Origin of the sequence: Pseudomonas sp. FDAARGOS_380, from assembly GCF_002591235.1 — a bacterium.
Lineage (GTDB): Bacteria > Pseudomonadota > Gammaproteobacteria > Pseudomonadales > Pseudomonadaceae > Aquipseudomonas > Aquipseudomonas salmasensis.
Window position 1 is genome coordinate 6,231,796 of record NZ_CP023969.1, and the last position, 24,089, is coordinate 6,255,884.

Annotated in this window: 23 protein-coding genes; 12 read left to right on the forward strand and 11 right to left on the reverse strand. The window is 59.7% G+C overall.

Annotation, left to right across the window (positions count from 1 at the left end):
- Position 1 precedes the first annotated feature (1 nt).
- Positions 2–889 (reverse strand): proline iminopeptidase-family hydrolase, encoded by an 888-nt coding sequence (locus CRN80_RS28980; RefSeq protein ID WP_098952363.1) that lies wholly within the window; start codon positions 887–889, stop codon positions 2–4.
- A gap of 183 nt (positions 890–1,072) precedes the next feature.
- On the opposite strand from CRN80_RS28980, the gene CRN80_RS28985 reads away from it, so the two are divergent.
- Positions 1,073–1,837: a LuxR family transcriptional regulator gene (locus tag CRN80_RS28985; protein ID WP_032892801.1), complete on the forward strand. Its 765-nt coding sequence runs from the start codon at positions 1,073–1,075 to the stop codon at positions 1,835–1,837.
- A 94-nt stretch (positions 1,838–1,931) separates the two neighbouring features.
- Positions 1,932–2,864, forward strand: coding sequence for a proline iminopeptidase-family hydrolase (locus tag CRN80_RS28990; protein WP_032892802.1), 933 nt, complete (start codon positions 1,932–1,934; stop codon positions 2,862–2,864).
- Between the two features lie 114 nt (positions 2,865–2,978).
- Here CRN80_RS28990 and CRN80_RS28995 read toward each other — a convergent pair whose 3' ends face one another.
- Positions 2,979–4,481: a nucleobase:cation symporter-2 family protein gene (locus tag CRN80_RS28995; protein WP_032892803.1), complete on the reverse strand. Its 1,503-nt coding sequence runs from the start codon at positions 4,479–4,481 to the stop codon at positions 2,979–2,981.
- A gap of 157 nt (positions 4,482–4,638) precedes the next feature.
- Between CRN80_RS28995 and CRN80_RS29000 the strand changes: the two genes are divergently transcribed.
- Positions 4,639–5,472, forward strand: a complete 834-nt coding sequence (locus tag CRN80_RS29000) for a nucleoside-binding outer membrane protein (RefSeq protein WP_047710354.1) — start codon at positions 4,639–4,641, stop codon at positions 5,470–5,472.
- Positions 5,473–5,605: 133 nt separating this feature from the next.
- Here the strand turns inward: CRN80_RS29000 and punC are convergent, their stop codons facing one another.
- Positions 5,606–6,790: a purine nucleoside transporter PunC gene (gene punC / locus CRN80_RS29005; RefSeq protein ID WP_098952365.1), complete on the reverse strand. Its 1,185-nt coding sequence runs from the start codon at positions 6,788–6,790 to the stop codon at positions 5,606–5,608.
- Positions 6,791–6,930: 140 nt separating this feature from the next.
- On the opposite strand from punC, the gene punR reads away from it, so the two are divergent.
- Both punR and CRN80_RS29015 read left to right on the forward strand, forming a co-directional pair.
- Entirely contained in the window at positions 6,931–7,827 is an 897-nt protein-coding gene (gene punR, locus CRN80_RS29010) for a DNA-binding transcriptional activator PunR (protein ID WP_256588894.1), read from the forward strand.
- Between the two features lie 168 nt (positions 7,828–7,995).
- A complete protein-coding gene (locus CRN80_RS29015; protein ID WP_098952603.1) occupies positions 7,996–9,297 on the forward strand; it encodes an IS4 family transposase in 1,302 nt (433 codons plus the stop codon).
- Positions 9,298–9,391: 94 nt separating this feature from the next.
- Here the strand turns inward: CRN80_RS29015 and CRN80_RS29020 are convergent, their stop codons facing one another.
- Positions 9,392–10,561 (reverse strand): aspartate aminotransferase family protein, encoded by a 1,170-nt coding sequence (locus CRN80_RS29020; RefSeq protein ID WP_098952367.1) that lies wholly within the window; start codon positions 10,559–10,561, stop codon positions 9,392–9,394.
- 102 nt (positions 10,562–10,663) lie between these two features.
- Between CRN80_RS29020 and CRN80_RS29025 the strand changes: the two genes are divergently transcribed.
- Entirely contained in the window at positions 10,664–11,569 is a 906-nt protein-coding gene (locus CRN80_RS29025; protein ID WP_098952368.1) for a LysR family transcriptional regulator, read from the forward strand.
- Here the strand turns inward: CRN80_RS29025 and CRN80_RS29030 are convergent.
- Complete coding sequence (locus tag CRN80_RS29030) at positions 11,566–12,189, reverse strand: HAD family phosphatase (RefSeq protein ID WP_098952370.1); 624 nt, start codon at positions 12,187–12,189, stop codon at positions 11,566–11,568. The genes CRN80_RS29025 and CRN80_RS29030 overlap by 4 nt on opposite strands.
- A 224-nt stretch (positions 12,190–12,413) precedes the next feature.
- The gene (gene fabV, locus CRN80_RS29035; RefSeq protein WP_098952717.1) at positions 12,414–13,607 is read right to left on the reverse strand and encodes an enoyl-ACP reductase FabV; all 1,194 of its coding nucleotides are present in this window, start codon (positions 13,605–13,607) and stop codon (positions 12,414–12,416) included.
- 276 nt (positions 13,608–13,883) lie between these two features.
- Between fabV and CRN80_RS29040 the strand changes: the two genes are divergently transcribed.
- The 4 genes from CRN80_RS29040 (at position 13,884) to CRN80_RS29055 (ending at position 17,056) form a co-directional block, all read left to right on the forward strand.
- Entirely contained in the window at positions 13,884–14,708 is an 825-nt protein-coding gene (locus tag CRN80_RS29040) for an aspartyl/asparaginyl beta-hydroxylase domain-containing protein (RefSeq protein WP_056791828.1), read from the forward strand.
- Positions 14,709–14,856: 148 nt separating this feature from the next.
- Complete coding sequence (gene ppnN / locus CRN80_RS29045) at positions 14,857–16,230, forward strand: nucleotide 5'-monophosphate nucleosidase PpnN (RefSeq protein ID WP_032892811.1); 1,374 nt, start codon at positions 14,857–14,859, stop codon at positions 16,228–16,230.
- Positions 16,231–16,406: 176 nt separating this feature from the next.
- Positions 16,407–16,664 carry an AbrB/MazE/SpoVT family DNA-binding domain-containing protein gene (locus tag CRN80_RS29050; protein WP_032892812.1) on the forward strand — a complete coding sequence of 86 codons (258 nt, stop codon included), beginning with the start codon at positions 16,407–16,409 and terminating at the stop codon, positions 16,662–16,664.
- Positions 16,661–17,056 carry a PIN domain-containing protein gene (locus tag CRN80_RS29055; RefSeq protein ID WP_032892813.1) on the forward strand — a complete coding sequence of 132 codons (396 nt, stop codon included), beginning with the start codon at positions 16,661–16,663 and terminating at the stop codon, positions 17,054–17,056. The genes CRN80_RS29050 and CRN80_RS29055 overlap by 4 nt, the downstream gene beginning before the upstream one ends.
- A 129-nt stretch (positions 17,057–17,185) precedes the next feature.
- Here CRN80_RS29055 and CRN80_RS29060 read toward each other — a convergent pair whose 3' ends face one another.
- Together CRN80_RS29060 and CRN80_RS29065 are read right to left on the reverse strand one after the other, a co-directional pair.
- A complete protein-coding gene (locus CRN80_RS29060) occupies positions 17,186–17,515 on the reverse strand; it encodes a YXWGXW repeat-containing protein (RefSeq protein WP_032892815.1) in 330 nt (109 codons plus the stop codon).
- A 130-nt stretch (positions 17,516–17,645) separates the two neighbouring features.
- Positions 17,646–18,545, reverse strand: coding sequence for a DMT family transporter (locus tag CRN80_RS29065; RefSeq protein ID WP_098952372.1), 900 nt, complete (start codon positions 18,543–18,545; stop codon positions 17,646–17,648).
- 97 nt (positions 18,546–18,642) lie between these two features.
- On the opposite strand from CRN80_RS29065, the gene CRN80_RS29070 reads away from it, so the two are divergent.
- Positions 18,643–19,479 carry a LysR family transcriptional regulator gene (locus CRN80_RS29070; protein ID WP_098952374.1) on the forward strand — a complete coding sequence of 279 codons (837 nt, stop codon included), beginning with the start codon at positions 18,643–18,645 and terminating at the stop codon, positions 19,477–19,479.
- A 63-nt stretch (positions 19,480–19,542) separates the two neighbouring features.
- On the opposite strand, the gene mqo is transcribed toward CRN80_RS29070, so the two are convergent.
- Positions 19,543–21,189, reverse strand: a complete 1,647-nt coding sequence (gene mqo, locus CRN80_RS29075; protein WP_034135222.1) for a malate dehydrogenase (quinone) — start codon at positions 21,187–21,189, stop codon at positions 19,543–19,545.
- Between the two features lie 481 nt (positions 21,190–21,670).
- Between mqo and CRN80_RS29080 the strand changes: the two genes are divergently transcribed.
- Positions 21,671–22,858: an MFS transporter gene (locus CRN80_RS29080; RefSeq protein ID WP_098952375.1), complete on the forward strand. Its 1,188-nt coding sequence runs from the start codon at positions 21,671–21,673 to the stop codon at positions 22,856–22,858.
- 183 nt (positions 22,859–23,041) lie between these two features.
- Here CRN80_RS29080 and CRN80_RS29085 read toward each other — a convergent pair whose 3' ends face one another.
- Positions 23,042–23,263: a hypothetical protein gene (locus tag CRN80_RS29085; protein WP_098952377.1), complete on the reverse strand. Its 222-nt coding sequence runs from the start codon at positions 23,261–23,263 to the stop codon at positions 23,042–23,044.
- Between the two features lie 145 nt (positions 23,264–23,408).
- Complete coding sequence (locus tag CRN80_RS29090; protein ID WP_098952379.1) at positions 23,409–23,774, reverse strand: DUF6124 family protein; 366 nt, start codon at positions 23,772–23,774, stop codon at positions 23,409–23,411.
- Positions 23,775–24,089: the final 315 nt, after the last annotated feature.

A 24,089-nucleotide genomic window follows, 5' to 3' on the forward strand; every position in this document is an offset into this window, starting at 1 on the left:
GTCAGCCTCGGTGGCGAGCGAGAAAGTCCAGCAGCACCGGGAAGTACGCCTGCGGATCCTCGTAAAACGGCATATGACTGCTGTTGGGGAACACATGCAACTCGGCATGGGGTGCCGCGAGTTTCATGCGCATCGCACAGGCGGGAGTAAGTTCGTCATGCTGGCCGGTGGTGATCAGGATCGGCATCGTGAACTCGGCCATTTCCTTGAGACGGTTCCAGTCCTTGAGGTTGCCGATATAGAGGAACTCGTTGGGGCCTTGCATGGTTTCGTAAGGCCCCATGTTCCAGTCGGCCAGGGAGCGCTTGACCGGCTCCGGCCATTCGTCGAGGCGGCACACGTGGCGGTAGTTGAGCAAGGTGATGGCGGCCTGGTACTGCGGGTGGTCGAGGGTGCCCATGGCTTCATGGCGTTGCATCATGGCCACGGTTTCGCTGCCCAGGGCGCCGCGCAGGCGTTCCAGTTCCTGGGACAGGTGGGGAATGTCGCCGACGGTGTTTTCCAGGATCAGGCTTTTGAGCGCACCGGGATAATGCACGGCATATTCGATCCCCAGCCAGCCGCCCCAGGAATGCCCGAGCAAATGCACGCGGCCCAGGCCCAGCGCCTGGCGCACGGTCTCGACTTCTTCGACATAACGGCGGATTTCCCACAGTGCGGCATCGGTCGGTCTGGCTGATGCGCCTGTGCCAAGCTGGTCGAATGCAACCACTCGCAGGTTATGTGCTTTGAGCCAGCCATGGGCGTCGCGCAGATAGTCACACGGCAGGCCCGGCCCGCCGTTGAGACACAGCAGCACCTCATCGCCTTCGCCAAAGCTGTAGACCACGAGGTTATGGCCGTCGACTTGCACGTTGTACTGCTGGTCGGGGGCAATTTCACGCCACATGCATACATTCCTTGTGTTGTATCGGCCTGGCGGGTAGCGGCCGTTTATCAGGTCAACACTACCGAGGATGCCGTGCGTCCATAACCTAGTATTTCTTATAGGTTTGGCCTGGCAGTCCTTCGCCGGGGCGTGGCATTCTACTTGCAGCAAGTCGAGATTCAAATGAATTCGGGAGCAGAACGGATGCTGGCCAAGCTGACCGCCTTCAATAATCGCCTCATACCGGGCAGGAGCCTGGATGAACAGATGGACAATACGTTTATCCTTGCCCAACAACTGGGCTTCGATGCCCTGGTGTATGACTACAGCCCGGTGCCCATCGACCTCGACGGCGCACTGATCACCCCCTCGCTGTTGCAACTGCGCAACACGCCGGCCGACTGGCACGCCTTATGGTGCAGCGAAGGGTTTTACCAGATCGACCCGGTGCAACACCTGGCACTGAGTTCGGTATCACCGTTTGTCTGGTCCTATGAGGCCAAGACCGAGACGGCCCTGCAAAAGATCATCGACCCCTGCCACGCCCCCGTTTCTTCCTACCTGCATGAACGCCAGCTGACCTGCGGCGTCAGTGTGCCGATTCATCTGCCCAAGGGCGGTTTTGCCTCGCTCACCGGCTTACGCACCGGCAAGGCGCGCACGGTATTGAAGGACGCCCAACATACCCTGGCCGATTTCAGCCTGATTACCCATGCCCTCCAGGAAGCGGCGTACCCGCTGTTCAGCAAGGAGGTGCGGGCTTATCCGCACATCCGCCTGACCAAGCGCGAGCGCGAATGCCTGAAATGGGCGGCTGAAGGCCTGACCGCCGCCGAAATCGCCACGCAATTGAGCCGTTCCCTGGCGGTGGTGACCCTGCACCTGGCCTCGGCGATGCACAAATTGGGGGCCAAAAACCGTGTTCAGGCAGTGGTTCGGGCCACCCATTACCGCTTGCTGGAAGGTTGAGCTTTGGGCAAAAACCTATCTGTTTTGCTAGTTACCTAAACTTTTTGTTCAGACTATCGTAACCCTGATCCTTTTTTTCAGAGCAGGGTACGAAATGGAATTCATCGAAAAAGTTCGCGAAGGCTACGCGCCCTTTGGCGCCTATCAGACCTGGTATCGCGTCACGGGCGACCTGAGCACAGGCCGCACGCCCTTGGTGATCATCCATGGCGGCCCGGGCTGCACCCATGATTACGTCGACGCCTTCAAGGACGTCGCCGCCAGCGGCCATGCGGTCATCCACTACGACCAGTTGGGCAACGGCCGCTCCACGCACTTGCCAGAAAAAGACCCGTCGTTCTGGACCATCGGCCTGTTCCTCGACGAGTTGAACAACCTGCTGGACCACCTGCAAATCAGCGAGAACTACGCGATCCTCGGGCAATCCTGGGGTGGCATGCTCGGCAGCGAGCACGCGATCTTGCAACCCAAGGGCTTGCGCGCGTTTATTCCTGCCAACTCGCCCACCTGCATGCGCACCTGGGTCAGCGAAGCCAACCGCCTGCGCAAGCTGTTGCCTGAAGGCGTGCACGAAACCCTGCTCAAGCACGAGCAGGCCGGCACCTACCAAGACCCGGAATATCTGGCGGCCTCACGGATTTTCTATGACCAGCACGTGTGCCGGGTCAACCCGTGGCCCGAAGAAGTGGCGCGCACCTTCGCCCAGGTGGATGCCGACCCGACGGTGTACCACGCCATGAGCGGCCCGACCGAATTCCACGTGATCGGCAGCTTGAAGGATTGGAACGTGATTGGCCGCCTGTCAGCCATCAAGGTGCCAACCCTGGTGATTTCCGGCCGGCACGACGAAGCCACACCGTTGGTGGTCAAGCCGTTCCTGGATGAGATAGAGAACGTGCGCTGGGCACTGTTTGAAGACTCCAGCCACATGCCCCATGTGGAAGAACGCCAGGCGTGCATGGGGACGGTGGTGAAGTTTTTGGATGAGGCGTGTTCGTTGCCGCACAAAGCCCTCAAAGCGGGTTGAAATCCGCCCTCTGTAGGAGCGAGCTTGCTCGCGAAAAACTCATCGACGCCGTGTTTATTCAGGTAGCACGCGTCATCGTTGACGTTTTTCGCGAGCAAGCTCGCTCCTACCTGTTTAAACCTCAGTGGTTTCGGGTTTTGCGGCTTTCTTTGAGGTATCCGCTACCAGCGGAATTTCCTTGCCCTCTGCATCAAACAACTTCCCACCCCGGTAGTAATCCCCATCGCGCAACGCGGCCACGTCGCGAAAGCACAAGCTGCGCTCAGTCCCTGCCACGAACACTGACTGCTGGTCCGAGTTGCCGGCGGTGAAGTGGTTGAACGCCAGGTTCAGCAAAATCGCCATGATCGCCGACGAGCTGATGCCCGAGTGGAAGATGGTCGCGAACCAGCTTGGAAACTGATCGTAGAAGCTCGGCGCGGCGATGGGGATCATGCCGAAGCCGATAGACGTGGCAACGATGATCAGGTTCATGTTGTTGCGGTAATCCACCTTCGACAGCGTGCGAATCCCGCTGGCCGCCACCGTGCCGAACAACACAATCCCGGCGCCGCCCAACACAGAGGTGGGCACCGCCGCGATCACCCGGCCCATAAATGGCAACAGGCCAAGCACCACCAGGAACACCCCGCCGGTGGCCACCACAAACCGGCTCTTAACCCCGGTCACTGCCACCAGGCCGACGTTCTGGGCGAATGCGCTCTGGGTAAACGAACCGAAGATCGGCGCGAACATGCTCGACAGCATGTCGGCACGCAAGCCGTTGCCCAGGCGCTTGGAGTCGACCTTGGTGTCGATGATCTCACCCACCGCCAGGATGTCCGCCGAGGTTTCCACCAGCGTCACCATCACCACGATGCACATGGAAATGATCGCCGCCACATGGAAGGTGGGCATGCCGAAGTGAAAGGGTGTGGGGAAACCGAACATCGGCCCCTGCATGACGCCAGAGAAGTCCGCCATGCCGAGCAGCACCGCGATCACCGTGCCAATCACCATCGCCAGCAGGATCGACAAGCGAGAGATGGTTGCGCTGCCGATCTTGCTCAGCAGCAGCACCAGCACCAGGGTCAGCGCAGCCAGGCCGATGTTGGACATGCTGCCAAAATCCGCCGCCCGGCTGTTGCCGCCCATGGCCCAGCGCGCCGCTACGGGCATCAGGGTCAGGCCGATGGTGGTAATCACAATGCCCGTCACCAGCGGCGGGAAAAACTTGGTGATCCTTGAGAACACCGGTGTGATCAACAAGCCGATAAAGGACGCGGCCATCACCGCGCCGAGAATCGCTGGCACGCCACCGGCACCGTCGCTGCCGACAATCGCCACCATGGTCGCCACACCCGCGAACGACACGCCCTGCACCAGCGGCAACTGACAGCCGAAGAACGGCAGGCCCAGGGTTTGCAGCAGCGTGGCCAAGCCACCGGCAAACAGCGATGCAGCAATCAGCAGGCCGATATCCGCCGGCGACAACCCGGCGGCCTGGCCGACGATCAACGGCACAGCGACGATGCCGCCATACATGGTGAGCACATGCTGCAGGCCGTAAGCCATGTTGGCGGCGACGCCCAGATTTTCATCTTCGGGCCGCTGCGGTGACGCTTTCGGGATAGTCATGGTGAGGGGTTCTCTGTTTTTGTTGTGCGCTCACTGTATGCAATGTTAAGACTGTATGTCCATAGAGTTGTATACAATCAATCGAACAAGATACCCTCCAACGGCGTTACAAAAACAATCCGGCCGTCACGAGCCAGAACGCCAAAGGACAAAAAGAATGAAAAAGGCACTACAGGGCGCCACCGTCGCATTAACCCTTCTGGGCGGCGGGGAGGCTGTCGCGGTGGAATGGATGAACAACAGCGTCGGGTTTCGCTACGGGCAGCACTTCACCAACCCCAACAACCCCGACGACTTCAGCAAGCGCATCTACAGCTTTACCCACGCCAGCGGCTACCGTTACGGCAGCAATTTCCTCAACCTCGATGTGTTCCTGTCCGACAGCAGCGACCCGCGCAAGGGCACCGACCACGGTGGCAGCGAGGTGTACGCCGTGTACCGGCATCAGTTGTATGCCTCACGCGTGTTCGACCTGCCGCCAGGCACCGGGCTGATCAAGGATTACGCGCTGACCCTGGGCTTCGACGCCAACCGCAACAACAACTTCGCTTCCGCCAAGAAGCGCGCCCTGGTGATTGGCCCCACGTTGAAGTTCAACACTGTGGGCGTACTGGACCTGAGCCTGATGTATTACAAGGAAAAGAACCACACCGGCATTCCCGGCGCGCAGGAGTCGAACCACACCTTCGACGACACCTACATGCTCAATCTGACGTGGATGCGACCGTTCGAAATCGGTAACCATGCGGCGAAATTTCAGGGGTTCATTAACTACGTCGGAGAGAAAGGCGAGGATTACCATGGCCGCGATACCGCAGCGGAAGCGCTGATGCGTACAGCGCTGATGGTGGCGGTGCGGCCGGGTAAAAGCGTCAAGCCGAACCTGTACCTGGGGGTGGGGTATGAGTACTGGCATAACAAATTCGGCGTGGACGGTGGCCGTGGCAGCCGCACCTCAACGCCGACGTTGAACATGGAAGTCACGTTCTAACCACTGATGAAACCGACTCCAAATGTGGGAGCGGGCTTGCTCGCGAATACGGTGTGTCAGTACCGAATGTGCCGGCTGACACACCGTATTCGCGAGCAAGCCCGCTCCCACATTTTTTGACCGAGTTATCAGCTCAGGCGCTTGCCAACTCTGAAGAATTGCCCTTCGGGCGTGCCAGCCAATACCCCAACACCGCCAACGGCGCCGTCGCCAGCATCACAATCACCGTGATCAACAGCGGTTGCTCGATCATCGACGACACCAACAGGCTGGCCAAGAAGCACAGGCCCAACTGCAGGGTATTTTGCAGAGCCGCCGCCTTGCCGGAGTTTTCTGCAAAGGGCATCAGCGCATTCGCCACCACAATCGGGTAGCTGGCGCCGTTGCACAGCGCCATCAGGCAGAACGGGATCAACAAGGTGGTCAGGGTCGGCACGCTCAAGGTGGCCACCAGGTACAACGCCACCATGCTCAAGCAGTAGGCGACCAGCAACCACGGCAGCAGGGTTTTACCCGGCAGGCGCTGCAAGGCGCTGCGGCAACTGTAGCCGCCGATGAGAAACGCCAGGGTCGGCAATACATAGCTGAGGCCGATGTCATTGGGGCTGTAGCCCATGCCACCGAGGATGAACGGCGAGGCCGTCAGCCAAGCGAAGAAGCTGGCCGAACAGGCGGCGAAGATCATCACATTGCCGGTAAACACCCGCGAGGTGAGCAATTGCCCATAGCCCAGGCGCACCGGGCTGCCCTTGTGCTCCAGACGCTTGGGCATGTTGCGCAAGAACAGGGTCGGCACCAGCAGCAGCAACGACACCACCAGCAACACGCCGAAGATCGCCTGCCATCCGAAGTGATTCAGCACTATGGCCCCCAACAGCGGTGCCAAGGCCGGGGACAGTGACATCAACGGCATGATGCTGGCGAAGACGCGGTGGGCCTTGTCGGCCGGGTAGCGGTCAATCACCAAGGCCTGCCAGCTTACGGCGGCGGCACATACGCCAATCGCCTGCATAAAGCGCAAGGCCAGCAGCTGCGGCGCGGTTTCGACCCAGAACATGCCCAGGCAACCGAGCACAAACAGGCTCAGGCCCGCCAGCAGGATGGGCTTGCGCCCCAGGCGGTCCGAGAGCGGCCCCCACAGCAACTGCCCCACTGCAAAGCCTGCGAGGAAAATACTCAAGCTGGCGCCCACCGCGCCAGCACCAATATTCAACTGCTCGCCCATGGCGCCAAACGCCGGCAAGTACATGTCCATGGCCAGATAACCGAGCATGCTCAGCCCCGCCAGATACCAAGTAAAACCAAAAGAATTTTTCATCGAAGCCTTGTAAATACTGCCATCAAACTATTTGCTGACTGGCGCCCATTATGAAGCTGACAATATTTGTGTGAAGCGATAATAATTGGACACTCTCATCAATAATTTTGAAGGCAGCCGCTATGTGGTCAGAATAGTCCCTGGATGTGGTCGACGCCGTCGCCCGTCACGGCAGCTTCAGCGCCGCTGCCCAGGAACTGCACCGCGTCCCCTCGGCCATCAGTTACACCGTGCGCCAGCTCGAAGAATGGCTGGCCGTGCCGCTGTTTGTGCGCCGGCATCGCGACGTGGAACTGACCCCCGCCGGGCGTTTATTCATCGACGAAGCCCGCGGCGTGATGAAAAAAATGCTCGGCACCCGGCGCCTGTGCCAACAGGTGGCCAATGGCTGGAGTGGCCAGTTGAAGGTGGCTGTGGACTCGATCGTCAAACCCCAACGCTGCCGGCAGTTGGTGCTCGACTTCTATCGGCAGTTTCCCGAAGTGGAATTGCTGCTCGAATACGAGGTGTACAACGGCGTGTGGGATGCGCTGGCGGATGAACGCACCGACATCGTGATCGGCGCCACCAGCGCGGTGCCAGTGGCCAGCCACTTCAGCTTCCGCGACATGGGCCTGTTGAACTGGCTGTGCGTGGTCAGCGCCCGGCACCCGCTGGCGGCGGTGCAAGGTTTGCTCAGTGATGACCAACTGCGCCCCTTTGCCTCGCTGTGCATGACCGACACCTCACGCAACCTGCCCAAGCGCGACACCTGGACCCTGGATAACCAGCGCCGCCTGGTGGTGCCCAACTGGGCGTCGGCCCTGGATTGCCTGCGCGATGGGCTGTGTGTGGGCATGGCGCCGGCCCATCAGGTGTTGCCGTGGATCGAGCGCGGTGAACTGGTGGCGCTGCAATTGAGCCGGCCATTTCCGGCCAGCCCGTCGTGTGTGGCGTGGGCGCAGAACAAGCTGTCGCCGGCCATGGCGTGGTTGCTGGAATACTTGGGCGATACGGAGACCATGAACCAGGAATGGCTCAATGGCCCCTCCCCCTGATCGTTCCCACGCTCCGCGTGGGAATGCTGCCCTGGACGCTCCGCGTCCGCTCTTAAGGCCATCCCTTTCAAGGTCTTCGGTAAAATCCCCTGAAATTTCATTCAGGGATCCCAAACGATGTGGGCCGATGTTCTAGCGCGTTTCGAGAAAAAAGCACCCGCCAGCGTCATGGCCAAATTGGCGCTGGAACAAGCTATTGCACCTGAGTGGGTCGATCAGGTCTTCGAAGAACATCGGCAACGGCAGTATTCTCGTGAACTACTGTTCTCGACCATAATCAAGCTGATGTCCCTTGTTTCATTGGGCTTGAAGCCATCCCTGCACGCCGCTGCGCGGCAACTGGAAGATCTCCCTGTCAGCTTGGCGGCGCTTTACGACAAAATCAGTCGTACAGAACCCGAGCTATTGCGCGCTCTGGTCACCGGTAGTGCGCAACGACTGACTCCAACCATCAAAGAACTGGGCTGCACGACGATGCTGCCGGACTGGCAGGTTCGCGTGGTAGACGGCAATCACCTGGCATCCACTGAGAAGCGTCTGGGGGCTTTACGCCAGGAGCGAGGTGCGGCTCGTCCCGGTTTTTCGGTAGTGGTCTACGATCCTGATCTCGATCAGGTCATCGACCTTCAGGCATGTGAGGATGCCTACGCCAGCGAGCGCGTTTGCGTGTTGCCTCTGTTGGCTAATGCTGAACCGGGCCAGGTGTGGCTGGCTGACCGACTCTACTGCACGCTTCCGGTAATGGAAGCTTGTGAGCAGGTCCAGACGTCCTTTGTCATTCGCCAGCAAGCCAAACATCCACGCCTGATTCAAGAGGGTGAGTGGCAAGAACCCGTGCCTGTGGAAACAGGCTCTGTGCGTGAGCAGATCATCCAGGTCAGAGGCGGTTACCAATGTCGGCGCGTCGAACTGACGCTTCATTCGCCAACAGACTCGGGTGACAGCAGCTTGATGTTCTGGAGCAACCTGCCTGAAAGCGTCAGCGCTGAGCAGATCGCGCAACTCTATCGCCGCCGCTGGAGCATTGAAGGTATGTTCCAGCGACTGGAAGCGATCCTGGAAAGTGAAATCGAAACTCTCGGCAGCCCAAAGGCCGCCTTGCTCGGGTTCACTACGGCAGTGTTGGCCTACAACGTCCTGGCCGTACTCAAGCGAAGCGTGGAGCAAGCCCATCGGGAGACCCAGCCTGATGGCTGGGAAGCCTCGATCTATCACTTGGCGGTCCAGGTCAGGAGTGGTTATGAGGGAATGCAGATTGCACTTCCCTCGGAATATCTTCCCGCCATCCCTGTGGAAAAGTTGGCCCAGCGTTTGTTGGAGCTGGCCAGAAACATCCAACCCAAACAAGTTGCGAAAAGTCCCCGCGGCCCCAAGGTGCCTAAACCCAAGACATGGGTGCAAGGCAAGGCGGTGAATGCGCATGTTTCAACGGACAGGGTAATCAAGGCTGCCAAAACGAAAAGACCTTGAAAGGGCTGGCTCTTAAGGCGTGACGCAGAGCGTCACAGGAGGCGTTACCACGCAGAGCGTGGGAACGAGCATCGCCCCCCCCTCCCACACTTTTTCAATCCAGGAGACGGGTGATGGCTCGCACGATCATTTCTACTTCCTTGCCTTGCAACGTCAGCGGCGGCAACAGCCGAATGATCTTGCCCCGCGTGACGTTGATCAACAGCCCATGCTCCTGCGCCGCCCGTTGGGCCAGGTCGCGGTAAGGGCTGGCCAGCTCAATACCGATCATCAGGCCCTTGCCACGAATTGCCCGCACCTGGGGATGTTCCTCCAACTCCATGCGCAACCGCGCCAGCAAGTGTTCGCCCTGGCGTGCGGCATTTTCGAGCAAGCCTTGCTCCTGGATAATCTCCAGCACCGTACACCCGACGCGACACGCCAGCGGGTTGCCGCCAAAGGTGCTGCCATGGCTGCCTGGGGTGAACAGCTCTGCGACGGCGGCGCGGGCCAGGCAGGCGCCGATGGGCACACCATTGCCGAGGCCTTTGGCCAGGGTCATCACGTCCGGCACGATGCCTTCGTGCTGGAAAGCAAACCAGGTGCCGGTGCGCCCGATGCCGGTCTGGATTTCGTCGAGCATCATCAGCCAGCCGTGGCGCGTGCAGTGCTCGCGCAGGGCTTTCAGATACCCCGACGGCGCCACCAACACGCCACTTTCGCCTTGGATCGGTTCAAGCAACACCGCCGCAATGCGCGTGCCGAACTGTGCGGTGAGCGCCTCCAGAGCCGCCATGTCGCCAAAGCCAACCTTGATGAAATCGCCGGGCAGGCGCTGGAACCCCAGGCGCACCGATGGTCCGTCGCTGGCGGCCATGGTACCCAGCGTGCGGCCGTGGAAGGCGTTCTCCATCACCACCACCAGCGGCTGTTCGATGCCTTTTTTCCAGCCATGCAAGCGCGCCAGCTTCAGCGCCGTCTCGTTGGCTTCAGCGCCGGAATTGTTGAAGAACGCTCGGTCCAGCCCGGACAGTTGGGCCAGGCGCCGGGCCAATTGTTGTTGCCAGTCGATGCTGTAGAGGTTGGAGGTGTGCAGCAGCAAGCCGGCCTGTTCGCTGATGGCGGCTACTAACCTTGGGTGGGAATGGCCGACATTGGTCACCGCCACGCCGGCCACGGCGTCCAGGTATTCGCGGCCCTGTTGGTCCCATAGGCGCGTGCCCAGGCCGCGGGTGAAGCTCAGGGCCAGGGGTTGATAAGTGCTCATCAGGCAGGCGGCGGTCATGGTGGCGGCTCCAGTGCATCGTTGGGGTGGATCCAGTATGGTTAACCACCCTTGCTGGATAAACGTAGAATCGCTGCAATAACTTTAAACCAGGGCTTGATAATGGACCTGTTCCAGGCAATGTCGGTGTACGTGAAAGTCGTCGAAACCGGCAGCATGACCGCCGCCGCGCAGGAATGCGGAATCTCGACCACCATGGTGGGCAACCATCTGCGGGCGCTGGAGCAACGGCTTGGCGTCAGCCTGCTCAAACGCACTACGCGCAAACAGAACCTCACCGAATTTGGCGGGCAGTATTATCAGCGCTGCCTGGAAGTGCTGGGGCTGGTGGCCGACTCGGAGCTACTGGCCGAGCAGGTCCACAGCGAAACCCCCAAAGGCAGCCTGCGCATCACCGCGCCGCCGGTGTTCGGCACTGAACGCCTGGTGCCGGCCTTGAGTGAGTTCGCCCAGCGCTACCCCCTTATCGACCTGTACGTGGTGATGAGCAATGAGCGCATGGACCTGGTCGACAGCGGTTTTGACGTGGCGATCCGTCTCGGCGAACTGGAAAGCTCCAGCCTGATCGCCCGGCCCCTGCAGGCCTACACCCTCACCCTTTGCGCCTCCCCTGCCTACCTGGCGCGACGCGGCACACCGCAAACCCCGGCCGACCTGCAGCAACATGACTGCCTGGCGTTTGCCTACCCCGCCAACGACAACTGGCGCGACACCGATAAACTCTGGCGCATGACTGGCGATGAAGGTGAAGTCGAGGTGCCGGTGTCCGGCTCATTGACCATCAACAGTTCCCAAGGCTTGCGCCAGGCCGCCATCAACGGCATGGGCATCACCATGCTGGCCGATGCCCTGGTGCAACCGGACCTTGCGAGCGGCAAGCTGGTGGCCTTGTTGACCACCTATAAACTGCCCAGCCGCCCGATGCACCTGATGTATCGCCAGGACCGCTACCGCCTGCCCAAGCTGCGGGCGTTCGTCGACTTTGTGATGGAGAAATGGGCGCGCTAGAACGCTACGCCCAGCTCACGCAAACGCGCGGCGGTGCGCTCGGCCGATACGTGGTGAATGCCCTGCCAACCCAATGCGATGGCGGCGTCGATGTTGCCGGCGACGTCGTCGATGAACACCACTTCACTGGCCTGGATGTCTGGCAAGTGTTCACGCACCTGACTGAGGCTGGCGTGGTAGATCGCCGGGTCAGGCTTGATCAACTTCACCTTGCCGGACACCAGAATATTGCGAAAACGCTCCAGAAACGGGTAGTTGGCCTGGGCGTAAGGGAAGGTTTCAGCTGACCAGTTGGTGAGCCCGAACAGCGGCATATCAACTTGGTCCAACGCCTTGAGAATCGCCACGCCCTCGGGCAATTCACCGCGTAGCATTTCGGGCCAGCGCTTGTAATAAGCCTGGATCAAGGTCTCGTGTTCGGGGTATTGGGCAATCAGGGTGCGGGTGGCTTCGGCCAGGGAGCGACCAGCATCTTGCTCGGTGTTCCAGTCCTGGGTGCAGATGGTGTCGAGAAACCACTGACGCTCGACGTCGTCGGCAATCAGCTGGCGGTACAGGTGCTGCGGGCTCCAGTCGAACAGGACACCGCCGAAATCAAAAACTACTGCACGAATCGTCATCAGATCCTCCGTTAGCGTGGCTTGATAGCAGCTGGAGTCTGACAGATCTACAAGAGGGAGGCGCGCGCCGGGGCGTAAGACGTGTCTGAAAAAAACGCGGCGCAAGTCAGTGTAGGAGCGAGCTTGCTCGCGAAAGACTCAAAGGCGCCGCGTTCATTCAGCAAGCACGCGGTATCGTTGACGTTTTTCGCGAGCAAGCTCGCTCCTACAAGAAGGCGATGGTTTTAAGCCTGGATCAGGCCGTGGATTTTGACGGTCGGGTTCACATCCGCGTCGTAATCCACGCCGTCGACTTCAAAGCCAAACAAGCGCAGGAACTCAGCCTTGTAACCGGCAAAATCGCTGATCTCGTTGACGTTGTCGTCGGTCACCTGGTTCCACAGTGCGGCCACGGCGTCCTGGACCTTCGGTTCCAGCTCGGCCAGGTCGGCACGCAGGCGGCCATCGGCGTCGAGTTTCGGCTGGCTGCCGTACAGGCTGTCTTTGAACAGGCCGTAGACCTGCTCGATGCAGCCTTCGTGGGTGCCCTGCTCTTTCATCACCTTGAACAGCAGCGACAGGTACAGCGGCATGATCGGGATCGCCGAGCTGGCCTGGGTGACCACGGCCTTGAGCACCGACACGCGGGCGTCGCCCTTGAGCGCAGCGAGGTTTTCGCGCAGGGTCAAAACTTTCTTGTCCAGGTCTTTCTTGGCTTCGCCGATGGAGCCGTTCCAGTAGATGTCCTGGGTCAGCTTCTCACCGAGGTAGGTGAACGCGGTGGTCTTGGCGCCTTCGGCCAATACATCGGCGTCACGCAGGGCGTCGATCCACAGCTGCCAGTCTTCGCCGCCCATGACCTTCACGGTACCGTCGATTTCTTCCTGGGTCGCAGGCTCAAGCGTGGTGTCGACCACCACGCCCTTGTCGGTGTTGATACCGCGCAAGGTCACAGCTTTGCCGATTGGCTTGAGGGTGGAGTTGTGTACCACGCCTTGCGGGTCGGTACGGCGTGGCGCGGCCAGGCTGTAGACCACCAGGTCGATCTTGCCCAGGTCTTTCTTGATGGTTTCGATGGTCAGGCGCTTGATCTCGTCAGAGAACGCGTCGCCGTTGATGCTCTTGGCGTACAGGCCTTTTTCCACGGCAAACTTCTCGAACGCCGCGCTGTTGTACCAGCCGGCGGAGCTCAGTTTGCCTTCTTCGCCTTCTTTCTCAAAAAACACGCCCAGGGTGTCGGCGCCGCAGCCAAACGCAGCACTGATGCGCGCGGCCAGGCCGTAGCCGGTGGAGGCACCGAGGACCAGTACCTTTTTAGGGCCGCCTTCGATGACGCCGTTTTTGGTTACGTAGTCGATCTGCTCTTTGACGTTCGCTTCACAGCCAACAGGGTGAGCGGTCACACAGATAAAGCCACGAACCCGCGGTTTGATGATCATAAAAATTTCTGCCTCTTCCAAGGTGCCGAAGGCCAATAGTGGCCATTCAACTTCAATCGTACCGGTCTATGACGTCCGAAAAACCGAAGCGTCACGATAGTCGCAAATCTTCTGTTCTCAAAATTCAATCCACAAAACGTCGGAGCCTGCACGGCAACGGTTACAAATTGTGCAGCGGCTTCACAATTTCATCCTATTTAAAAACGCCTGCGAGCCTGATAAAGCCCTATGATGACGATATTGTTTCGATATATTTCGGCTTTGGAGCCTCGTTTCATGAGCAAAAATGCTGTCGGCAAAAAGCTGGTGTCCCTGGCCTGGGTGCTCGGCGTTCTGCTGTTGATCTACTGTTTCCCGCGCAGTTGCCTGGTGTTTCTGCTGTTGGTGGTGTGCTGCGGCGTTTATGACTTCCTGCGTAACGGCCTGTACGACCGCGACACCATCAAGAAGTATTTTATCGGCAACGGCCGTAATACCTGGGTGCTGGCACCGTTCAACACCCTGCTCGACCTGCTCAGCAGCCGCAACCGGCATGTCTACACCCTGAACGACCTGCCACCGGCCTGGCGCGAAGACCTGCAACAGGTGATCGACGACGCCATGGCTCGCAAGGATGAAATCATCAGCTACCTGGACGAGCGCATGGCCGAGAAGAAACGCGGCATGCTGTTCTTCCAGTGGTACGGTCGCCCGATCGAAACCACCCTGGATATCCCGCAACTGCGCAAGAAACTGCCGTTCGTGAAAACCATCGGCGTCTCGGTGTTCAACGAGAACCGCTCGACGTCGTTCCACTTCGGCCCCCTGCGCATGATGTTCCGTGTGCTCTACAACATGGCGCCGGCACCGCACCATGAGGGCGTGTATATCCAGGTGGGCAAGCACAAGCACTACTGGCACGACGACCCGCTGTTTATATTCGATGACACGCTGATGCACGCGTCCTTCAACAAAAACGACGCCAAACGCTACTGCCTGTTCATTGATATTGTGCGCCCGACCTTGCTGCCCTCGGTGCTCAACGCCGTGATCGCAGGGTTTGCCGGCCTGGTCTTTACCCTGCGTCGGGTTTTCTACAAAAACTGGAAGCTGATTCAGTAAGTTCTGCGGCATGATGGTGTTGGACGGCATTTGCGCTCGGCCTTGCGCCTGAGGTAAATATCCGTCTCGTGCGACCTTAAGTGGCGCTCACCTTTCTCAAGCCATCGCCCCCAAGCGGGCGCGGTGGCTATGCTTTCAAGGAATCAGAATGCCCCAACGTCAAGTCATCAACGCCTCCGTCAGCCCCAAGGGCAGCCTCGAAACCCTGTCCCAACGTGAAGTGCAGCAACTGAGCGAAGCCGGTACCGGCAGCATCTACACCCTGTTCCGCCAATGCGCCCTGGCGATTCTCAACACCGGCGCGCATATCGACAACGCCAAGACCATCCTCGACGCCTACAAAGACTTTGAAGTGCGTATTCACCAGCAAGACCGTGGCGTGCGCCTGGAACTGCTCAACGCCCCGGCCGATGCCTTCGTCGATGGCGAAATGATTGCCAGCACCCGCGAGATGCTGTTCAGCGCCCTGCGCGACATCGTCTACACCGAGAACGAGCTGGACAGCCAGCGTATCGACCTGAGCAACTCCCAAGGCATCACCGACTACGTGTTCCACCTGCTGCGCAACGCCCGTACGCTGCGCCCGGGTGTGGAGCCGAAGATCGTGGTGTGCTGGGGCGGCCATTCGATCAACACCGAAGAATACAAATACACCAAGAAAGTCGGGCACGAACTGGGCCTTCGCAGTCTCGACGTGTGCACCGGTTGCGGCCCCGGCGTGATGAAAGGCCCGATGAAAGGCGCGACTATTTCCCACGCCAAGCAACGCATCACCAATGGTCGTTATCTGGGCTTGACCGAGCCAGGCATCATCGCTGCCGAAGCGCCGAACCCCATCGTCAACGAACTGGTGATTTTGCCGGACATCGAAAAACGCCTGGAAGCCTTCGTGCGTGTCGGTCACGGCATCATCATCTTCCCCGGCGGCGCCGGCACGGCCGAGGAGTTCCTGTACCTGCTGGGCATCCTCATGCACCCGGACAACCGCGACCTGCCGTTCCCGGTGGTACTCACCGGGCCCAAACATGCCGCGCCGTACCTGGAACAATTGCACGCGTTCGTCGGCGCCACCCTGGGCGAAGCGGCGCAGAAGCATTACCAGATCATCATCGACGACCCGGCTGAAGTGGCCCGCCAGATGACCACTGGCCTCAAGGCGGTGAAGCAGTTCCGCCGCGAGCGTAACGACGCGTTCCACTTCAACTGGCTGCTGAAGATCGACGAAGGCTTCCAGCGCCCGTTCGACCCCACCCACGAAAACATGGCCAGCCTGCAACTCAACCACGCGCTGCCGGCCCATGAACTGGCGGCCAACCTGCGCCGGGCGTTCTCCGGGATTGTGGCGGGTAACGTCAAGGACAAGGGCATTCGCCTGATCGAAGAAAACGGCCCGTATGAGATTCACGGTGACCCGGCCATCATGAAACCGTTGGATGAGCTGCTGAAGGCCTTCGTGGCCCAGCACCGCATGAAGTTGCCAGGCGGCGCGGCCTATGTACCGTGCTACCGCGTGGTGCAATGAGCTAGCGGCGGTCGGTCATAGTTTGTATCTGTTTGGGGCATGTCCCGGCGTGTGAGGTTCGAGTGTTCGGGCTAGGGTTTTACTATTCCTTCCAACTCACCCACCTCAGCGAGCGACCTATGGACCAACGGATATTGTCCTCTGTCATTCCTTACCCTATGGTAAGGAATATCACGATGGAGATCTTCACTATGGCCACCGCCACACTCACTTCAAAAGGGCAAATCACCATCCCTGTCCAGGTCAGGACGGCCCTGGGCCTGGAAACAGGCGACCGGGTGGAATTCGTTGAAATGGAAGACGGCAAGTTTTCCATGATTGCCGCGAGCAAAACCGTCAAAGACCTCAAGGGTTTGATCCGCAAGCCCGCCCATGCCGTGTCTATCGAAGACATGAACCGCGCCATCGCGGCCCAGGGAGCAACCGCTGGATGATTGGCCTGGATACCAACGTGCTGGTGCGTTATGTGACCCAGGACGACCCGGTTCAATCCGCTAAAGCATCCCAACTGATCGAATCGCTCACCGCCGCCTCGCCAGGCTTTGTCAGCCTGGTAACCCTTACGGAATTGGTGTGGGTGTTGCAGTCCTGCTACCAGTCGGCCAAAAGCGACGTGGTAATGGTGCTGGAAACCTTGTTGCACACGCGGGAGCTGACCGTCGAGCACGCCGATATCATCTGGCAGGCACTGCGCAAGTTCACCGCAGGCAAAGCCGACTTTGCCGACTGCCTGGTTGAACGCTGTGGCCATGCGGCGGGCTGCGAGTACACCGCCACCTTTGATCTGAACGCGGCCAAGGCAGCGGGGATGAAACGGCTCGGCTAGCCCGCTTTTTTGTGTAGGAGCGAGCTTGCTCGCGAAAAACTCACAGACACCGCGTGCAACCTGAATGCCCGCGTAACCGTTGACGTTTTTCGCGAGCAAGCTCGCTCCTACAATGGGAGATGGCGTGTGTCAGCGTATCCAGCCACCGACCTGCCAATGGTAGCCATCGTTACGCTGCACCCAGTGCGGATGCACGTAGCGATAGCCCTGGCGCACCGGCTCCCAATGGCCGTGCACCGCGACGTAACGCCCGCCCTCCCAACGCCAGTAACCGCGTGACCAGATATAACCCTCGCGTACCGCCGGTTCGACTTCGATCACCTGCACCGGTGGCGGCTGCGGCGCCACCACTTCAACATACTCACGTTGCACCGGCCTGCGCTCATGCACCACACGCTCTTGTACACACCCGGACGCTGCCACCACCACGGCGGCCAATGCTGCATAACGTAGCAACATACAAAACCCTCGGGCGCGAACGCCCAACACCTGCACTGGTAAAAATCCCCCCTTGTTACAGCCGCGCTCCTGCTTGGCCCTGGGTACTTTTTAACAGGCGATGTCTGTCAGATTGCTGAACCTGCAAGCCTCAGGAAGTACAGGCGACAGTCGGTCGCTTCAGGCGCACCAGCACCAGCCCCGCCACGACTACGGCAACGCCCGCGTAAGTGGATGCATGGATCACATCGCCAAACATCAACGCCGCCCACACCAGCGTCACCGGCGGCTCCAGGTACACCAGCGCCGCCACATGCGTTGCAGTCATCGCCCGCAGCAGCATCCACAGGCTCAAGTAGGCGAGGAAAGTGGAGAACACGGTCAGCCACACAATCGAGATCAGTACGTTGGTGTCATGGGGAATGCTCAGGGTGTCGGTGTAGATCACGGCCGCGGTAAAACCTATCAAGGTCAACAGCGACTGGATAAACAGCGGCAACACCAACCCGCTGTCCTGGCTCTGCACCGAGCGACGCTCGTACAAGGTCGCCAGCGTTAACCCAAGTGCCGACACCAGAGGCAACAGATACATGACCAACCCGACACGCTGCCCGCCACCACCATACTGCCCAGCAATTACAATCGACACACCGACAAAGCCGATCATCAAGCCCACCCACTGCCAGCCGCCACTGCGTTCGGACGCCATGCCCGTCGACAATGCCGCTGTCATCAACGGCTGCAACGCCGCAATGATCGCCGCGATGCCGGGCGGCAGACCGTTCTGGATCGCCACGTAGACGCAGCTCAAATAGAGGAATTGCGACAGGAAACCAACGACCGCGTGATGCCGGATCTGCTGCCAGGAAACCCTCAGCAAACGCCTGTTCAAAAACAGCGCCAGGCACAGCGAAACCAACAGAAAACGCCAGAAAAGCAGGTTGAATGCATCTCCACCCTGAGTCCCCAGCTTGGCGCCGATAAAGCCTGAACTCCAAGACAGCACAAACAGCGCCTGCAACAGCCCCAACACCAAGGTAGATCGCTTCATATGGCCTCCCGTCGCTGTGATCGACTTAAAGGCTAAGCGCCGCGCATGATTCTGTATATTTGAATAACTGGAACAACCAATCCGAAAAAACAGAATCATGGCCAAACAACTGAACATCGAACTGTTGCGCACCTTCCATGCGGTAGCACGCTTTCGGCGCTTCAACGAGGCGGCCGAGCATGTGCACCGCAGCGCCTCCACCGTGACCACGCAGATCCAGAAGCTGGAGGATCAGGTCGGCCAGCGTCTGTTCAGCCGCAGCAACCAGGGCGTGGAATTGACCCTGTATGGCCAGAAACTGCTGGGGGAAACCACCGAGTTTCTGAAAAGCCATGACCGTTTGCTGATCTCACTGATGCCCCAACGCATGCAAGGCAAAATCCGCCTGGGCGTGCCAGATACCTATGCGCCCGCCTTCATACAGGAGTTTGTGCCGCGACTGATCGCTGACAACCCCCTGCTGGAACTGGAAATCGAAGCGCGCACCAGCGGGCAATTGCTGGGTTTATTTATCGCCAACCAGCTGGACCTGACGCTCACCGTCAGCCCACTCCCCCTGGCCCAAGGTGAACGCCTGGGGCCCGTGCAACCGCTGTGGGTGGCGGCCGAGGGTTTCAGCTCACCGCCGAATGTGCCATTGCCCGTTACCGTACCCATCGCGGGTTGCCCTTATCGAGCGGCAGCGTTACAGGCGCTGAAAGATCACGGGGTTTACCATCGCGTACTGCTGGAAAGTCCCAACTCATCGGCGGTAGAGGCATGCATGCGCAGCGGCGTGGCCGTGGGCCTGATGGAGGAAAGCCGCATGGGCGAAGGGCTGAGGCAAATGACGGAGCTGCCAGCCCTCCCCGCGCAGCATCTGTACCTGCTGTGCGATACCGCTAATGCACTGGCACTGCACCTGTACGAGCAAGTCAGGTATTTCAGAGTCTGAACACCGCGCACAAAAAAGCCCGCTGACCGTCACCGGTTCAGCGGGCTTTTTCGTGGGTGTGGCTTACAGCGCCAGGTCAGAAACCGGCTTGCTTGGCTCAGCCGCAGGCTTGGCAGCCTCGGTGGCCTGTGGAGCAGCCAGCTGCGGGATCGCAGGTGGCGGGGTCAGTTGCAGGATACCGGCGGTGTAGGCCCATTCCTTGGCAACCGCTTCAGGGCTGTCGTTCAGCTTGGTGCCGTAGCTTGGCACGATCTGGTGCAGTTTTTCCTGCCAGGCCGGGCTGGCTACTTTGTCCTTGAACACCTTTTGCAGCACGGTCAGCATGATCGGAGCCGCGGTGGACGCGCCTGGCGATGCACCCAGCAGGCCGGCGATGGTGTTGTCGGCAGAGCTGACCACTTCGGTACCCAGCTTCAGCACGCCGCCTTGCTCTTCGTCACGCTTGATGATCTGCACACGCTGGCCGGCTTGCCACAGGCGCCAGTCGGACTGCTTGGCGTTCGGGAAGTACTCTTGCAGCGCCTTGAAGCGGTCGTCATCGGACAGCATCAGTTGGCCGGCGAGGTACTCGACCAGTGGGTATTCACGAATACCGACTTTGGTCATGGGCCAGATGTTGTGGGTGGTGGTGCTGGTCAGCAGGTCCAGGTACGAGCCTTCCTTCAGGAACTTGGTCGAGAAGGTCGCGAATGGGCCAAACAGAATCACGCGCTTGCCATCCAGCACACGGGTGTCCAGGTGCGGAACCGACATCGGTGGCGAACCTACCGAAGCCTTGCCGTAGGCCTTGGCCAGGTGCTGCTCAGCGATGGTCGGGTTCTCGGTCACCAGGAACGAACCACCGACTGGGAAGCCTGCGTATTCCTTGCCTTCAGGAATGCCCGACTTCTGCAGCAGGTGCAGTGCACCGCCGCCAGCGCCGATGAACACGAACTTGGCGTCGGTTTCAGTCTTGGTGCCGTCTTTGAGGTTTTTGTAGCTCACGCGCCACGAACCGTCGGCGTTCTTGGTGATGTCCTGCACTTCGCTCGACAGCTTCAAGTCAAACTTCGGCGTGGTTTGCAGGTGAGCGACGAACTGGCGGGTGATCTCGCCGAAGTTCACGTCGGTACCGATCGGGCTCCAGGTGGCCGCGATTTTCTGGTTGGGGTCACGCCCTTCCATCATCAGCGGAACCCACTTGGCGATTTGCGCCGGGTCTTCGGAGTACTGCATGCCGGCGAACAGCGGGCTGGCCTTCAGGGCTTCGTAGCGTTTTTTCAGGAACTTGATGTTGTCATCGCCCCACACAAAGCTCATGTGCGGAGTGGAATTGATGAACGAACGCGGGTTCTTCAACACGCCCTGCTGAACCTGCCAGGACCAGAACTGACGGGAGATCTGGAACGCTTCGTTGATCTCGACCGCTTTAGGGATCTCAACGTTGCCGTTCTTGTCTTCCGGGGTGTAGTTCAGCTCAGCCAGGGCCGAGTGACCGGTACCGGCGTTGTTCCAACCGTTGGAGCTTTCTTCGGCCACGCCATCGAGGCGCTCGACCATCTCCATCGACCAGTCCGGTTCCAGCTCATTGAGCCAGACACCCAGGGTTGCACTCATGATGCCGCCGCCGATCAGCAGCACATCGACTTTCTTTGCCTCTTCCGCGTGAACGGACGTGATCCCCATCGACAAAGCCAGCCCCAGCAGGGCAGTGTTTACTTTTTTAAACATCAGTAGCACCTATGATAAAACGCCATCCGCCCTACCGCCCCTGATCATGAGTAACCCTCGTTCACGCTACGTCAGGCAACGTACCGCAGGGTCTGCACAGTCACATAAAGGCTGCAGGGTGGGCACACAAGGCCGATGGATCGACCTCACTGTTATGTCCCTTCTGCGCTGACTTCTTATCATTATTGGCTTCAGCTACCTGGGCGACAGCCAACCGCTGGGACGTATACGGGTGTACGCACCAGGGAAAGACTAGCCCAAGACGGCGCGCAGAATATCACGCTAAACAGCGTTTATGCGCCGTTTGGCCAATTGACAGGCCTAAATCGCGGGTTTTAATGCGCCCCTGTCAAGCCTGGCAGCCGCGACCTGCGGTCACAGGCGTGGAACTCTGCCGAAAATGGCGGTTCTAGACACCTTCGTCGCGGCTTGCGTAGCATCGGCGACGTCCTTCGTGCACACCCTCCACACAGAGTTACCCATGACTATCCAGCAAACACCCGGGCACGTACTGCCCGCGCGCAGCGCCGCCAAAATGGAAGCAGCCATGGCCGTGGGCGCCTTCGCGATCGGCACCGGCGAATTCGCCGTCATGGGCCTGATGCCCGACATCGCCCAGAACCTGGGCCTGAGCGAACCCCAGGTGGGCCACGCCATCAGCGCCTACGCCCTTGGCGTCATGGTGGGCGCCCCGCTGCTGGCCATCCTCGGCGCCAAGCTGCTGCGCAAACACATGCTGCTGTTGCTGATGGGCCTGTACGCCTTGGGCAACTTCGCCACCGCCTTCACCCCCACCTTCGGCTCGCTGGTGGCCTTCCGCTTTATCAGTGGCCTGCCCCACGGCGCCTACTTCGGCATCGCCGCCGTGGTTGCCTCCAGCATGGTACCCACCGACAAACGCGCCGGCGCCGTGGCCCGAGTGATGATGGGCCTGACCCTGGCCATGCTGCTGGGCAACCCCATCGCCACCTTCCTCGGGCAACACCTGGGCTGGCGCTCGGCGTTCGCCCTGGTCAGCGTGATCGCCCTGCTCACCATCGCCCTGGTCTGGCAATTCGTACCCCACCGCCACGACGAACAACGCAGCGACCCACGCAAAGAACTGCGCGCCTTCACCAAACCCCAGGTATGGATGGCCCTGTCCATCGGCGCGATTGGCTTTGCCGGGATGTTCTGCGTATTCAGCTACCTGGCGCCGACCATGCTCGAAGTGACCAAAGTCTCGCCCCAGTGGATTCCCTTCGGCCTCGCCGCCTTTGGCGTGGGCGGCATCATCGGCAACATTGCCGGCGGCAAGTTGTTTGACCGCATGCAGTTTCGGGCGGTGGGTTTGATATTGGTGTGGTCGATGGCCGTGCTGCTGTTCTTCCCCTTCGCCGCGGCGTCGCTGTGGGGCGTGCTGCTGAGCATGGGGTTGGTGGGCACTATGGTCGCGTTGGCGGCGCCGTTGCAGATTCGGTTGATGGACATTGCCCATGAAGCGCCGAGCCTGGCGGCGGCTTCGAACCATGCGGCGTTTAACCTGGCGAATGCGCTGGGGCCGTGGTTTGGTGGCATGGCCATCACTGCCGGCCTGGGCTGGACCAGCACCGGCTACATCGGCGCCGCCACAGCGCTGGTCGGCCTGGGACTCTACCTGATCGCCCGGCAGATGAAAGGCGGCCACTAACGCCCTACTGAATCAAACTGTGGGAGGGCTTCTTGTAGGAGCGAGCTTGCTCGCGAAAAACTCACAGACGCCGCATTTCTTCAGGAAGCCCGCGTTATCGTTGACGTTTTTCGCGAGCAAGCTCGCTCCTACAGAAGGCGATGACGCTTAACTGACAGGTATTAGTGCCTGCCCCCGCCCCCATCAATCATCATGCAACAACCCCGAACCATACTCCCCATAACTACTCCCCAGCCCACTACCGCCAAAATTCATCTTCGCGGCTTTGTTGGGGCTATGGTCGCCAAATGCCTGGCACCCGCCTGAAAAGCACGGGTCGCTGTTGGTCACACTCGATGAAGATGAACAAGCACTCACCAACAACGTGCCGGTGATCATCACGACTTTGACGAGGTTCGAGATCATGGTTTCAGTTCCCTGTGGGCTGGAGGCGCTGGGGTCCTCTCTTACAGGGAATCGTAGACCTCAACGGCGCAGGGAATTATGAAACTTTGCTGGGTGACAGCATGAGTTCAGGTTGCCGCCTTGGGTAAGGCGGCAGGGTTAGTTGTCAGGCTTTGACTGGGGCGGTTACAGGCGCAACTTGCTCCTGGGCCCGGTCAACGAGCAGCGAGCTCAACTCGATTAACTGCTGAATGCCCAAGGCGATGGCGCGTTGGGAGTCGTCGAGGTCGAACGCCAAGGTGGCGGCCATTTCGTTGGCGGATGCCAGGTTTTCGGCGGCATTGGCCAGGAGGGTTTCGGGATCGATGGTTGGGTTGACAAGGAATAGGTTGTTGCTTGGGCGTTCGACGGGCGCAGCGTCGTCGGATGGGGGCAAGTGATGATGGATTGCGCGCTGGGCTGCGGCTTGAAGCTTGGGATCGATGGGCGATGCGCTTTGATCAAGTGAAGAACTGCGTGTGTTGTTGTGCATTGGCGAAGCTCCAAATATTTTCGGGAGTTAAAAACGCCTTAGCAATACGGACTTCCACCTCCGGCCGCTGGGTTTGCAGCGGCTTGAGGAGGTTAGCTATGGATGGTCTGAGGGGCAAGCCGAGAAAAGTGTGGGAAATTTCCCGGAGGGATTTGTGCACTGGGACAGCGATGCATACATACGAACAGAACGAAACTGGCACGACAAGTAAGGCCCATTCAGCGGGAGGTCGATGTGACAGCAACAACATGATCTTTGGCTTCACCGAGCGGGTTGCGCGTATCGTCGACTTACCTATCAAAAAAAGAGGACAGA

Excerpts from the sequence above, each read along its gene's own strand:
- CRN80_RS29015 (WP_098952603.1), top strand. The coding sequence starts at position 7,996 with ATGGCCAAATTGGCGCTGGAACAAGCTATTGCACCTGAGTGGGTCGAT.
- CRN80_RS29050 (WP_032892812.1), top strand. The coding sequence starts at position 16,407 with ATGGAGATCTTCACTATGGCCACCGCCACACTCACTTCAAAAGGGCAA.
- CRN80_RS29000 (WP_047710354.1), top strand. The coding sequence starts at position 4,639 with ATGAAAAAGGCACTACAGGGCGCCACCGTCGCATTAACCCTTCTGGGC.
- fabV (WP_098952717.1), bottom strand. The coding sequence starts at position 13,607 with ATGATCATCAAACCGCGGGTTCGTGGCTTTATCTGTGTGACCGCTCAC.
- ppnN (WP_032892811.1), top strand. The coding sequence starts at position 14,857 with ATGCCCCAACGTCAAGTCATCAACGCCTCCGTCAGCCCCAAGGGCAGC.
- CRN80_RS29020 (WP_098952367.1), bottom strand. The coding sequence starts at position 10,561 with ATGACCGCCGCCTGCCTGATGAGCACTTATCAACCCCTGGCCCTGAGC.
- CRN80_RS29040 (WP_056791828.1), top strand. The coding sequence starts at position 13,884 with ATGAGCAAAAATGCTGTCGGCAAAAAGCTGGTGTCCCTGGCCTGGGTG.
- CRN80_RS29025 (WP_098952368.1), top strand. The coding sequence starts at position 10,664 with ATGGACCTGTTCCAGGCAATGTCGGTGTACGTGAAAGTCGTCGAAACC.
- CRN80_RS29070 (WP_098952374.1), top strand. The coding sequence starts at position 18,643 with ATGGCCAAACAACTGAACATCGAACTGTTGCGCACCTTCCATGCGGTA.
- CRN80_RS29055 (WP_032892813.1), top strand. The coding sequence starts at position 16,661 with ATGATTGGCCTGGATACCAACGTGCTGGTGCGTTATGTGACCCAGGAC.
- CRN80_RS28985 (WP_032892801.1), top strand. The coding sequence starts at position 1,073 with ATGCTGGCCAAGCTGACCGCCTTCAATAATCGCCTCATACCGGGCAGG.
- punC (WP_098952365.1), bottom strand. The coding sequence starts at position 6,790 with ATGAAAAATTCTTTTGGTTTTACTTGGTATCTGGCGGGGCTGAGCATG.
- CRN80_RS29085 (WP_098952377.1), bottom strand. The coding sequence starts at position 23,263 with ATGATCTCGAACCTCGTCAAAGTCGTGATGATCACCGGCACGTTGTTG.
- CRN80_RS28990 (WP_032892802.1), top strand. The coding sequence starts at position 1,932 with ATGGAATTCATCGAAAAAGTTCGCGAAGGCTACGCGCCCTTTGGCGCC.
- CRN80_RS29060 (WP_032892815.1), bottom strand. The coding sequence starts at position 17,515 with ATGTTGCTACGTTATGCAGCATTGGCCGCCGTGGTGGTGGCAGCGTCC.
- CRN80_RS29080 (WP_098952375.1), top strand. The coding sequence starts at position 21,671 with ATGACTATCCAGCAAACACCCGGGCACGTACTGCCCGCGCGCAGCGCC.
- CRN80_RS28995 (WP_032892803.1), bottom strand. The coding sequence starts at position 4,481 with ATGACTATCCCGAAAGCGTCACCGCAGCGGCCCGAAGATGAAAATCTG.
- CRN80_RS29090 (WP_098952379.1), bottom strand. The coding sequence starts at position 23,774 with ATGCACAACAACACACGCAGTTCTTCACTTGATCAAAGCGCATCGCCC.
- CRN80_RS29030 (WP_098952370.1), bottom strand. The coding sequence starts at position 12,189 with ATGACGATTCGTGCAGTAGTTTTTGATTTCGGCGGTGTCCTGTTCGAC.
- CRN80_RS28980 (WP_098952363.1), bottom strand. The coding sequence starts at position 889 with ATGTGGCGTGAAATTGCCCCCGACCAGCAGTACAACGTGCAAGTCGAC.
- mqo (WP_034135222.1), bottom strand. The coding sequence starts at position 21,189 with ATGTTTAAAAAAGTAAACACTGCCCTGCTGGGGCTGGCTTTGTCGATG.
- CRN80_RS29065 (WP_098952372.1), bottom strand. The coding sequence starts at position 18,545 with ATGAAGCGATCTACCTTGGTGTTGGGGCTGTTGCAGGCGCTGTTTGTG.